Below are 10,655 nucleotides of genomic sequence, written 5' to 3' on the forward strand. Positions count from 1 at the left end.
TCGAACGCCGGCATCACCCCGCGTACGGCCCAGGTCAAGTCGAGCGACGAGGAGCTGACCCGGCTCACCGGTGCGCGTGAGCCGTCCGGCATACCGGTCGTCATCGAGGTCCCGCAGCCGCCCCAGCCCGCCGCGCCCTCCGGCAACGGCGGCCGCCGTTCCCGCCGCAGCGGCGGCGGTGGCGGTGGCGGTGGCGGTGGCAACGGGAGCGGCGCCCGCTCCCGCACGGCCTCCACGGGCCGTACGGGCACGGGCGGCCGCGCGACCTCGACCAGCCGTACGGCCACGGGCGGCCCGGCCCCCCGTACCCGCGGCGGCCGTCGCGGCGGCGCGGCCTAGCCGCCTAGTCGACCAGCCGGGCCTGGAGTCCCGCCAGTGTGCGGGGGTCCAGGCCCAGGCCGGTCGTGAGGTAGCGGAACAGGGTGCCGTACCCGGCCCGTACCTCGGCGAGCGCCGCGTCCAGATACTCGGTCCGCACCTCCTGGAGAGGGACGATCAGCTCCGGGTTCTGCATCAGGCCGCCCTGCTTCAGCCCCTCCCGTACCTTCGCGTCGTACGCGGCGCGGAAGGTGTTGGAGGCGAGGTAGTCGGCGGCGGCCGACCGCTCGGGGACGCCGAGCATCTGCAGGAGCAGGTAACTCGTCCAGCCCGTACGGTCCTTGCCCGAGGTGCAGTGGTACAGCATGGGCGGGGAGTCCGGCGTGGCGAGGTCGCGGAAGGTCGCCGCGAACTGCGCGCGGTTCGCGGCGCTGGTGACGAAGGTCCGGTACACCTCGCGCATGAACGCCGCCGCCCGGCCGCCGCCGAGCATCTCCTCCTGGCGGACCGGATCGCGGGAGCCGATCGCCGTGAGGAGCTGCCCGAACAGGCCGTTGTCGGTGACGGGCCGTGAGACGGCGAGGGGACCGGCGGGGAGCCGGTCGGCCCCGTCGTACTGGATCTCCAGCGGGATACGGAAGTCGACGACCGTGCCGAGGCGCAGCCCGGCGAGCGTGGCGACATCGTTCTCGGTGAGCTTGCCGAGGTGATCGGCCCGGTAGACCAGGCCGTGGCGGACCCGGTCGCCGCTGTAGGTGAGGTATCCGCCCAGGTCGCGGACGTTGACCGCGCCCTGGAGGGGGATGTGGCGGATCTCGTCGGTGCGGCGGCGTGCGGCCGACGCGGTGGGGGAGACGACGGCTACCAGCGCGGTGGCGGTCGCGGTGCTCAGCAGTGCGCGTCTCGAAAGAGGCATGACCGAACTCCCTTACGGGGATGAGGGTTCACCCTGGTGGTGGCAGGGCGCGGAGCACGTGCGCGGCTTCGGACATGACGCGTCGGACGAGTTCCTCGCAGCTCGGGAGGTCCTCGATGAGACCCGCCACCTGTCCGGAGGCCATCACGCCGAGGTCGGTGCGGCCCTCGACCATGGACGCCTTGAGGAGCATCGGGGTGTTCGCGGCGAGCAGGACCTGGCTCCACGACAGGTCCTTGCCGTGCTTCATCGCGAGCCCGTCGCGGATCATCCGCGACCACGACAGGCCCGAGAGCTTCCGGAAGCCGGCTGCCCGGCGTACCGCCTGCGCCAAGGCCCGCGCCCGGCCGGCCCGTTCCAGTGCGGCGACCATCTCCGTACGGAGCATCCGGTGCGGCAGCCCGTCGACGGCGGTGGTGACGGTGACGTCCTTCACCGTGGCCGCCAGGTACTTCGCCTTGACCGCGTCGGGGACGGTGGAGTCGGAGGTGAGGAGGAAGCGGGTGCCCATGGCGATGCCCGCGGCGCCGTAGGAGAGCGCCGCGACCAGGCCGCGGCCGTCGTGGAAACCTCCCGCGGCGATCACCGGGATGCCGACCGCGTCGACCACCTGCGGCAGCAGCACCGTGGTCGCCACCTCGCCCGTGTGCCCGCCGCCCTCCCCGCCCTGCACGATCACCGCGTCCGCGCCCCAGGCCGCGACCTTCTCGGCGTGCCTGCGGGCGCCGATCGACGGGATGACGATTACACCCGCCTCCTTGAGCTCCGCGATCAGCTCGCGCGAGGGGGCGAGGGCGAAGGAGGCGACCCGCACGCCCTCGTCGACGATGATCCGTACCCGCTCCCGGGCGTCGCCCGCGTCCGCGCGCAGGTTCACCCCGAAGGGCCGGTCCGTACGGGACTTCACCTCGCGGACCGCGGCGCGCAGCTCGTCGACGCTCATGGTGGCCGAGGCGAGGATGCCCAGCGCGCCCGCGTTCGCCGAGGCCGAGACCAGCCGGGGGCCCGCGACCCAGCCCATGCCGGTCTGCACGATCGGGTACCGGATGCCGGTGAGCTCCGTGAGGGCCGTCCTCATCGGACCCCGACCTCGCGGTCGCGCAGCCCCCGGGGGTCGATCACCTCGCGGATGAGCCGCAGTTCCTCGGCGCTCGGTTCCCGGGTGTACGGGACGTCGTCGCCGATCACCAGGTCGAAGCCGGTGGCCCGTCGGACCTGGTCCACGGTGACGCCCGGGTGGAGGGAGGCGAGCCGCATCGAGCGGTCGGGTGTTGCGAAGTCGAAGACGCCGAGGTCGGAGACGACCCGGGGGATGCGGTGGAAGCGGGTGGCCCCGGCGTCGGCCGCCCGGTCGTATCCGACGCCGCTGACCATGTCGACGCGGGCGACGAAGACCCGCGGCGAGTGCTTCGGGATCCAGTAACTCACCGGATTGTTCAGGGTGTTGACCGGTGCTCCGCGGACGCCCAGGAGCTGGCGGGCGGGCCGCGACCAGTCGCCGATGCAGGAGATGTTCTGGTTGCCGTACCGGTCGATCTGGCTCGCGCCCATCATCACGTGCCGCTTGCCGCCCGTGACCATGGTGAGGTGACGGCGGTACGGCAGCCAGCCCTCGGCCTCTCCGTCGAGGCCGACGAGCATCGCCTCGCCGTCGGTGAGCAGCAGGTCGGGGGCGAAGGAGCGCTTGGCGAGCCGGGCGCCGAAGGAGGAGACCGGGGCCATGGCGGCGGCGAGGATCTCGCCGTCGTCGCGCCAGGCCTCCGCGCAGGCGACGACGCAGTACTCGGAACGAGTGACGCTCATCGTTGCTCCTCGTGCCAGGTCCGTACGGCCTGTTGGTAGTCGTCCTCGCTCTTGCCGGACAGGAACCGTTCGGCGAACGCGGGCCAGGGGGTGGTCGCGTACAGCTTCTGGAACGGTTCGTCGCGCGCGTGGTCGGGCGCGCAGGAGGTGAAGTGGGCGCCGTTCGGGGTCTCGACGACCCCGGTCACGCTGTGGCGCGAGACAAGGAGGGACTGGGGGGCGGTGTCGGCGTCGAACCGGTCCACGAGCTGCTCGCAGGAGACGTACGCGGTGTCGGCCGCCTCGCAGAAGAGGTCGTCGAAGTAGGGGTCGGGGCCGAGGTACTGGCCGTTGCCGAGCCGGTCGGCGCGGTTGAGGTGGACGAGGGCGGCGTCCATGCGCAGGGCGGGGACGGCCACGAAGGTCTCGCCGTCCTCGTAGGGTGACGTGACCGTCCGCAGTTCGGGGTTGACCGTCATCACGTCCGAGCCGAGACCGGCCCGGACGGGCAGGAACGGCAGCCGGTTGGCGGCGGCGTGCAGGCCCCACATGAACATGGCCTCGTCGAGCTCCGTCATCGCGAAGGCGCCACGCTCGCGGGCGGCCCGGAAGTGGGGTTCGAGGGGGATGGAGTCCAGGGTGGTGAAGGCGGCGACGAGCCGGCGGATCCGTCCGGCGGCGGCGAGCAGGCCGACGTCGGGGCCGCCGTAGGAGATCACGGTGAGATCGGTGATCTCCGACCGGAGCAGCGCTCTGACCAGGGCCATCGGCTTGCGGCGCGAGCCCCAGCCGCCGATGCCGAGGGTCATCCCGCTGCGCAGGCGCCCCACCACCTCGTCGGGTGTCATCGTCTTGTCGCTCACGCCTCTCGCTCCTTCCCGAACGTGTCGCGGACGCGGTCGGCGACGCCGCTCAGATTCGCCTCGAAGGTGAATCCCTGCTCGAAGCGGTAGCTGCGGCGCACGTCCACCGGGTCGATGCCGTTGATGGCGGCCTTGGCGAGCCGGATCAGCGCCCCGTCCTTGCGGGCGATCTCCCGGGCCAGTCCGAGGGCCGCGTCGAGGAGCCCGCCTCGCGGTACGACCTTCCAGACGGAGCCGTGGGCGTGCAGTTCGGCGGCGGTGGCGGTGCGGGAGGTGTAGTACAGCGCCCGCATCAGGTGCTGGGGGACGAGCCGGGCGAGGTGGGTGGCGGCGCCGAGCGCGCCCCGGTCCAGCTCGGGCAGCCCGAAGACGGCGTCCTCGGCGGCGACGATCACGTCCGCGTTGCCGACCAGCCCGATCCCGCCGCCCAGGCAGAAGCCGGCGACGGCCGCGACGACCGGCACCTCGCACTCGTACACCGCCGAGAAAGCGTCCGCGCAGCCGTGGTTGGCACCGATGAGCGCGGTGTGCCCGGTGCCGTGCTCGTGCTGCAGCTCCTTGATGTCGACGCCCGCGTTGAAGCCGCGGCCCTCGGCGGTCAGGACCACACAGCGGATCTCCGGGTCGCGGCCGGCCGCGCGGACGGCGTCGGCGAGGTCGTACCAGCCGCGTACCGGGAGGGCGTTGACGGGCGGGAAGTCGACGGTGACAAGAGCGACGCCCTTGACCGGGCGGGAGGTGGAGACACCCATGAGCGGATCAGCTACCTTTCCACCAAACATTTGTTAGGTGACTGCTCGGTGAGGAAAGGTAGCAGCCGATGGAGCTGGACGGGAGGGTCGCCGTCGTCACCGGCGGCACGCGGGGGGTCGGCGCGGGCATCGCCCGGGCCCTCCTGCGGGCCGGGGCGCGGGTCGTCGTCTGCGCGCGCAGACCGCCCCACGCGCCGGTCGAAGAGGGCGGCAGGAGAGCCGAGTTCACCCCGCTGGACCTGCGCGATCCGCATGCCGTCGCGGCCTTCTTCACCGGCCTCGACCAGACGCACGGACGGCTCGACGTGCTCGTCAACAACGCCGGCGGAACCCCGTACCGGCTGCTGGGAGAGGGCGAGGCGGAGCGTCACGCACGGGTCCTCGCCCTCAATCTGACGGCTCCGCTGACCGTCTCCCTCGCCGCGTACGAGCGGCTGCGGGCCGCACGCGGCTCGATCGTCATGATCGGCAGCGTCAGCGGGACCCGGCCCTCGCCGGGCACGGCCGCCTACGGCGCCGCGAAGGCCGGTCTGGAGAACCTGGCCCGGTCCATGGCCGTGGAGTGGGCTCCGTACGTCCGCGTCAACACCCTCGTCCTCGGGATGGTCCGCACCGAGCTGTCCCACCTCCACTACGGCGACGAGGCCGGGCTCGCCGCCGTCGGTGCCACGGTCCCCCTCGGCCGGCTCGCCGAGCCCTCCGACGTGGGGGAGGCGGCCGTCTTCCTCGCCTCCGACCGGGCCGCGTACGTCTCGGGCGCGTCCCTGCTGGTGCACGGGGGTGGCGAGCGCCCGGCATTCCTGGACGCCGCAACTGTCAACAAGGAGAGCTGAGATGACCGTGACGGGACTGTGCGAGGGACGAGTCGTGATCGTGACGGGCGGCGGGCGGGGGCTGGGCCGGGCCCATGCGCTCGCCTTCGCGGCCGAGGGGGCGAGGGTCGTCGTCAACGACCTCGGGGTGGCACTGGACGGAGCCGCCTGCGGTGAGTCACCGGCCGGGCGCGTCGTGGAGGAGATCCGCGCGGCGGGCGGCGAAGCCGTGGCCCACGGCGGTGACATCGCGACGGGGGAGGGCGCGGCCTCGCTGATCGCCACAGCGCTCCACACCTACGGACGCCTCGACACCCTGGTCAACAACGCGGGCTTCCTGCGCGACCGGATGCTCGTCAACCTCGACGAGGACGACTGGGACGCGGTCATGAGGGTCCACCTGAAGGGACACTTCCTCCCGCTGCGCCACGCGGCCGCCCACTGGCGCGCGGAGGTAAAGGCGGGCCGGGAGGTGGTGGCCAGGGTCGTCAACACCACGTCCGGAGCGGGCCTGTTGGGCAGCGTGGGGCAGGGCAACTACGCGGCGGCCAAGGCCGGAATCGTCGGACTCACCCTGGTCGCGGCGGCCGAGACGGGCCGGTACGGGGTCCAGGTGAACGCGATCGCCCCGGCGGCCAGGACCCGGATGACCGAGCAGGCCTTCGCCGGTCTTGAGGGCATGCCGGAAGACGTCTCCCCGCTGGTGGTCTGGCTGGGCTCGGCGGCCTCGGCGGGGGTGACCGGCCGTGTCTTCGAGGCCGAGGCCGGGCGTATCACCGTCATGGAGGGCTGGCGGCCAGGCCCGGCGGCGGACAAGGGGGCGCGCTGGACCCCGGAGGAGGCGGGGGAGGCGGCGCGGAAGCTCCTGGCCGAGACGGAGACGCCGGGGGCGGTGTACGGGGCTTAGAGATCCTGACAAAGGCGCTGGACGGGGTTTGATGCCCTGCGCCCAGACGAGTCGGCGGTACCGCGGAGATTTCTGCGGATGCCGGCCACCAAGGTCTGGATGCCCCGCCCACCTGAAGAACTGGAGAGCCCTCGCCCGCCCTCACGTTCGGCGTGAGCACATGAGTCACACCATCCAGGCTGTCGCCGCACCGCTCTCACCACCACGCAGTCACCCTCGCGTTCGATGAACGAGCGTGAACACCGGCCCGTTCATGCCCCTCGACGCGCCACGGCCGACCATGCACGAGCTCGTCAGGGTTGTGGGTCGTTGGTGTCGCTGTGTGGCGGAGCCAGGCTGGCGCAACGAACGAGGCGCGCATTGGCTTCGAGCACGTGAATCAGATGCTGGCGGCGGCGCAGCTCTTGTGTGTCGAGCCGCGGCATGCCTGTCCGGGCGGACGAGGTGAATGTGGTCACCAGCGAGCATGCTGAGGCGCATGCCAGGAGAAGCCACAGGGACACACTCATTGTGCAAGGCTCCTTTCGAGCGGGGGCATGCGGAGGCCCACCCCAGGCGGATAAGACGACTTTCCAGCAGCCGTCATCCGACCGGGTGACGGGTCTTGCGTGGTGGATCTTGAAATTGGGAGACTTGCCACGTGAGTCAGGGCGGCGCCCCTCTTACGGCGGGCCGCACGTACCGGTGGGTTCTGCTTCCAGGAGGTGCGTCCGTTTCATCGGTTCGTCTTCATCCCGGGCATGCGCATCAGGCGTCTTCATCCGGGGCACGGGGGGCATCATGGGCGGCGATCGGTGGCCGGCGGGGAGGGGAGGGATGATGAGACGCGGCGGCGGCGCTTCGCGTTGCGAGGTGGCTTGGTGAGAGTGATGAAGCGGACCAGCTGGTGAAAGCAGGCCAGTGACGCGGCGGTGGGCAAGGCGGCTGCTGCCACGTCGGTACAACTCCAGTCGGCCTGCGCTACACAGAGCCACATCGCCATGAGAGAGAAGAACAGGACAACGAGCCAAGAGTTCGCGGCGCGACGCTGATGAAAAGCGGCGCGCAAAATGGACAGAGAAGCCACAACCCAGGGCCCGAAGATGAGATACGGCCACCACGCGACCATGCCGGCAGGTGCTCGGGACTCAGCGATGCGCAGCAGAGGGCCGTACGCGATCGCACCGCTGAGAACGCTGACGACGCACACGAGAAGGACACCGAGCGATGCGGTGGAGATGCTGACCACTTGCGCCCAACTCACCGGGGTGCCCCGAGCCTTGCGGTGACCAGCCCCGGTAGAACGCACAGGTGGCAGGTCGGTTGCGAACTCGGCGAGGCTTTCCAGGCGTGTGCGGTCGTGTGCGTAATCGTCGTTGTCCGGCAAAAAGGCCGAGGAGGGGACCTGGTCGGCCTGCATGGCCTCCTGGAGGAGGAAGGCGAGCTCTTCAGTCGGATCCCACCCGGTCTCCGTCAGAGGGTGCGACCCGTGAAAGTTCCTCTGAGGGATGGTCTCATCCTCAGCAGACCGAGCCCACGGCTGATCCTCGACCCGATGGTAGAAGCCCGAACGTGGGTCCAGTGCTTCTTCAGCATGCCACTCACGCATGATGGTGTTGCACCGTTCTTCCTTGAGCCGGTGTCGGCAGGCCGGCATCCCTCCAGGCGCTGAGAAACTCCTGCTCAAGCTGAGCCATGGCGGTCACGAACTCCTCCAGGGTCGGGGCTGACCACGTCAGGGCGATCACTCCGCCGACTCCCTTGAGGCTTCCGTTGATCCCTCCGGCTGAGGAAGCGGGAAGGAACAGAAAATCGCCTATGGCGACGGAGCTGTCCGCCCAGGAAGGTGCATTCATGTGCCCGGAGGTGAAGCTTTCAGGAAGTGCTGCTGTCATAACCAGCTAACGCCTAGCCGAATCTCCCCGATGCGCGGCATTCGGGTGGCCATGACCCTCCATTCAGGGGACTCTCGGGAGTTTTATCGGTTCTGCAAATTCCTTCACGGGTAGCCAGGAAGGGAACTGTGCGAGACAACCCCCGGCAATTCCGACAGTTCCGTCGACGGACGGAACCTGCGGGTGAAGGGTGCGGCGTGGGCGCGGGCGGTGGAGACGGCGTAGAGGGTGCCGGAGCGGCCCGGCACACCAGAGACGCGTGGATCACGTGAGTACCTCCGGTTGAACCGACTCGGCTGCGCCTTCCCCGGGGCGGGGCTCCCCCGCCAGGTGGAGCTGGCGCAAGGTGCTTTCCGTCTCGCGCCTGAGGTGTTCGGGAGAGGCCAGAAGCTCCCACAGCGGGTCGGGGCGGCAGGGGACGGTGGCGCCGCGGGCGGCCCATTCCTCGGCGAGCTGCGTGTACAGGGGTGTGCCCTGGTCCGCGGCGTCTTCGGAGATCTGGCCACGGGCGTGTGCCGGGCCATGGGAAGGCCCTCGGCGCGCTTGTTCCGGAAGACGGGCTACCGCTCTGCGCTTGCCGCTGCCGGCCCGTGCGCCGGGGCTGGAGTCTGTCCAATGATCATCTGTCACGTTCGTGAAAACGATTCCGGCCCTCGACGAGGTACGCAAATCAGGGGCCGCCGTGAGCAGTACCAGCAGTGCGGAAGTGAGTGGTGCCTCGGTGAAGCTTCGGGCTGCGGCCGCGCGCACACGCCGTCCCCACATCCGGCGGAAGAAGTCAACATCCGGAAAAACGACGGCAGTTGGGCTTTCCGCGCCCGCTCTACGCGCGTCATCATGCTGCCATGCGAATCCCCCCACGATTCACCGTCGCCGGCGGCGTCGCCGCCCTCCTCTCGACCCTCCTCCTCGGCGCCCCCGCCACCGCGGCGGCGGGGGCTGCCACCACCGCGGCCGTCGCCCCGGCATCGCTGTCGGCCAGGGCCGCCGTCGGCGAGATCTGCTACTCCGACCTGCCCTCCCAGGCCCACGACACCCTCCGCCTGATCGACGCGGGCGGCCCGTTCCCGTACCGCCAGGACGGCAGCGTCTTCCAGAACCGCGAAGGCGTCCTCCCGGCCCACTCGACGGGCTACTACCACGAGTACACGGTCGAGACCCCCGGCTCGACCACGCGCGGCGCCCGCCGCATCGTGACCGGCTCGTCGGACCGGGAGGACTACTACACCGCCGACCACTACGCCACGTTCGACCTCGTCGACCACGCCTGCTGATCCCCCCGCGCCCCCGGTCCGTGGCCGGCCCCCCCACGCCTGCCGGCCACGGACCGGGCCGGACGGTGCCCGCGCGGTCAGCGGCAGCGCGGAACCGTCCACTCCAGCCGGGTCCTGATCCGCGGGTCCCGTACGTACTCGACGGCGGCCAGAGCCGTGTCGCGGGCCGTGCCCTCCGGGTCGCCGTCGGCGAGGATCGCGGCCAGCCCCTCGATGGCGCGAGGGTCCTGACGGATCGCCAGGCCGCGTGCCGCCTCGGCCACCGTGTCCGGGTCGGAGTCGCCGAGCCGGGCCGCGAGCGCGTCCCGGAGCACGGGGGTGTCCTCCGGGACCTCCGCGAGCGCCAGGGTGGCCCAGTCCCGCACCCCGGAGTCGTGGTCCCGGCTCAGTTGGATCAGCGTGCCGACGGCCCGGGGGCGCCCTGCCGGCACGAGCCCGGTGAGCGCGCAGCCGACCGCCCGCCGCACCTCGGCGTCGGCGTGCCCTGCGAACGCCACCACCTCGTCGAGCGCCGCCGGATCCCCGATCCGCCCCAGCGCCGTGACGACGGCGAGCGCGGGCTCACGCCCCTGCCCTCCACCGTTCCGTGCGGTCTCCCGTGCCAGACGGCGCAGCACGGGCAGCGACCTCGGCGCGAAGCCGGACAGCCGGCCGAGGACATCCGCACCGAGCGCCCGGCGCGGGCCGTCGTCGGGCGTGTCGCACCAGGCGGCGGCCGCCTCGAAGGTCTCCTCGTCGCCGCGCCCGGACAGGGCCGTGACCGCCTCGGTCCAGTCGTCCTGGTCCTGGTCGCCGCAGCGCAGGGCCCGCTGGGCGAGCTCCTCGCAGGGCACGCGGACTCCGAGCGCGGCCTCGAGGAGGGTGGCGACGGCGGCGTGGCCGGTCTGCTGCTCGTTGCCGCTGCCGGGGGCTCCGTTCTCGCGCAGCAGCTCGACGACGACGGTCACTCCGCCGTCCTCGGGGACGCGGCGGACGACCGCCTCGTAGGGCTCCGTGCCGTGGGTCTCCAGCAGTCCGCGCAGCAGTGCGCCCGCGATGTCCACGCCGATCCAGCGCCGCGCCTCGCGCAGGGCCTCCTCCCGATGTCCGGCGCCGTGGTCGAGCAGCGCCCGCACGCTCGCGGCCGAGCCGCGCCGGGCCGCCGCGACCAGGGGCGG

12 protein-coding genes and 1 pseudogene are annotated in these 10,655 nt (G+C 71.6%); 4 read left to right on the forward strand and 9 right to left on the reverse strand.

The window, feature by feature from the left end; all coding sequences use genetic code 11:
* Window positions 1-339 (forward strand): annotated as a pseudogene (locus tag J7E93_RS32270) (DEAD/DEAH box helicase); the annotation flags it as partial.
* 4 nt (window positions 340-343) lie between these two features.
* Here J7E93_RS32270 and J7E93_RS32275 read toward each other — a convergent pair.
* From J7E93_RS32275 to J7E93_RS32295, 5 genes are read right to left on the reverse strand one after another with little or no spacing between them, the layout of a single operon-like run.
* Window positions 344-1,234 (reverse strand): tyrosine-protein phosphatase, encoded by an 891-nt coding sequence (locus tag J7E93_RS32275; protein ID WP_215073582.1) that lies wholly within the window; start codon window positions 1,232-1,234, stop codon window positions 344-346.
* A gap of 28 nt (window positions 1,235-1,262) precedes the next feature.
* A complete protein-coding gene (locus tag J7E93_RS32280) occupies window positions 1,263-2,312 on the reverse strand; it encodes a nitronate monooxygenase family protein (protein ID WP_215073583.1) in 1,050 nt (349 codons plus the stop codon).
* Complete coding sequence (locus tag J7E93_RS32285) at window positions 2,309-3,037, reverse strand: CoA-transferase subunit beta (protein WP_215073584.1); 729 nt, start codon at window positions 3,035-3,037, stop codon at window positions 2,309-2,311. Before J7E93_RS32285 ends, J7E93_RS32280 begins: the two co-directional genes overlap by 4 nt.
* The gene (locus J7E93_RS32290; protein WP_215073585.1) at window positions 3,034-3,879 is read right to left on the reverse strand and encodes a CoA transferase subunit A; all 846 of its coding nucleotides are present in this window, start codon (window positions 3,877-3,879) and stop codon (window positions 3,034-3,036) included. Before J7E93_RS32290 ends, J7E93_RS32285 begins: the two co-directional genes overlap by 4 nt.
* Entirely contained in the window at window positions 3,876-4,631 is a 756-nt protein-coding gene (locus tag J7E93_RS32295; protein ID WP_215073586.1) for an enoyl-CoA hydratase family protein, read from the reverse strand. Before J7E93_RS32295 ends, J7E93_RS32290 begins: the two co-directional genes overlap by 4 nt.
* A gap of 68 nt (window positions 4,632-4,699) precedes the next feature.
* On the opposite strand from J7E93_RS32295, the gene J7E93_RS32300 reads away from it, so the two are divergent.
* A complete protein-coding gene (locus J7E93_RS32300; RefSeq protein WP_215073587.1) occupies window positions 4,700-5,464 on the forward strand; it encodes an SDR family oxidoreductase in 765 nt (254 codons plus the stop codon).
* A 7-nt stretch (window positions 5,465-5,471) separates the two neighbouring features.
* Window positions 5,472-6,350, forward strand: coding sequence for an SDR family oxidoreductase (locus J7E93_RS32305; protein WP_215073593.1), 879 nt, complete (start codon window positions 5,472-5,474; stop codon window positions 6,348-6,350).
* Window positions 6,351-6,643: 293 nt separating this feature from the next.
* Here J7E93_RS32305 and J7E93_RS32310 read toward each other — a convergent pair whose 3' ends face one another.
* The 3 genes from J7E93_RS32310 to J7E93_RS32320 all read right to left on the reverse strand — a co-directional run bounded on the left by J7E93_RS32310 (window position 6,644) and on the right by J7E93_RS32320 (window position 8,224).
* Window positions 6,644-6,808, reverse strand: coding sequence for a hypothetical protein (locus J7E93_RS32310; RefSeq protein WP_215073588.1), 165 nt, complete (start codon window positions 6,806-6,808; stop codon window positions 6,644-6,646).
* A 320-nt stretch (window positions 6,809-7,128) separates the two neighbouring features.
* Complete coding sequence (locus J7E93_RS32315; RefSeq protein WP_215073589.1) at window positions 7,129-7,749, reverse strand: DUF2637 domain-containing protein; 621 nt, start codon at window positions 7,747-7,749, stop codon at window positions 7,129-7,131.
* A gap of 181 nt (window positions 7,750-7,930) precedes the next feature.
* Window positions 7,931-8,224, reverse strand: coding sequence for a hypothetical protein (locus J7E93_RS32320; protein WP_215073590.1), 294 nt, complete (start codon window positions 8,222-8,224; stop codon window positions 7,931-7,933).
* 845 nt (window positions 8,225-9,069) lie between these two features.
* Here J7E93_RS32320 and J7E93_RS32325 point away from each other — a divergent pair.
* The gene (locus J7E93_RS32325) at window positions 9,070-9,498 is read left to right on the forward strand and encodes a ribonuclease domain-containing protein (protein WP_215073591.1); all 429 of its coding nucleotides are present in this window, start codon (window positions 9,070-9,072) and stop codon (window positions 9,496-9,498) included.
* A 77-nt stretch (window positions 9,499-9,575) separates the two neighbouring features.
* On the opposite strand, the gene J7E93_RS32330 is transcribed toward J7E93_RS32325, so the two are convergent.
* Window positions 9,576-10,655, reverse strand: a 1,080-nt coding sequence (locus tag J7E93_RS32330; RefSeq protein WP_215073592.1) for a HEAT repeat domain-containing protein, incomplete at its 5' end; no start/stop codon positions are given.

The sequence above is a fragment of the Streptomyces sp. ISL-36 genome, from assembly GCF_018614205.1.
In the GTDB taxonomy this organism is placed as follows: Bacteria; Actinomycetota; Actinomycetes; order Streptomycetales; family Streptomycetaceae; genus Streptomyces.

Bases quoted from the DNA above. Each gene is read 5' to 3' on its own strand.
- J7E93_RS32280 (WP_215073583.1), bottom strand. From the start codon at position 2,312: ATGAGGACGGCCCTCACGGAGCTCACCGGCATCCGGTACCCGATCGTG.
- J7E93_RS32315 (WP_215073589.1), bottom strand. From the start codon at position 7,749: ATGCAGGCCGACCAGGTCCCCTCCTCGGCCTTTTTGCCGGACAACGAC.
- J7E93_RS32295 (WP_215073586.1), bottom strand. From the start codon at position 4,631: ATGGGTGTCTCCACCTCCCGCCCGGTCAAGGGCGTCGCTCTTGTCACC.
- J7E93_RS32300 (WP_215073587.1), top strand. From the start codon at position 4,700: ATGGAGCTGGACGGGAGGGTCGCCGTCGTCACCGGCGGCACGCGGGGG.
- J7E93_RS32325 (WP_215073591.1), top strand. From the start codon at position 9,070: ATGCGAATCCCCCCACGATTCACCGTCGCCGGCGGCGTCGCCGCCCTC.
- J7E93_RS32320 (WP_215073590.1), bottom strand. From the start codon at position 8,224: ATGACAGCAGCACTTCCTGAAAGCTTCACCTCCGGGCACATGAATGCA.
- J7E93_RS32275 (WP_215073582.1), bottom strand. From the start codon at position 1,234: ATGCCTCTTTCGAGACGCGCACTGCTGAGCACCGCGACCGCCACCGCG.
- J7E93_RS32285 (WP_215073584.1), bottom strand. From the start codon at position 3,037: ATGAGCGTCACTCGTTCCGAGTACTGCGTCGTCGCCTGCGCGGAGGCC.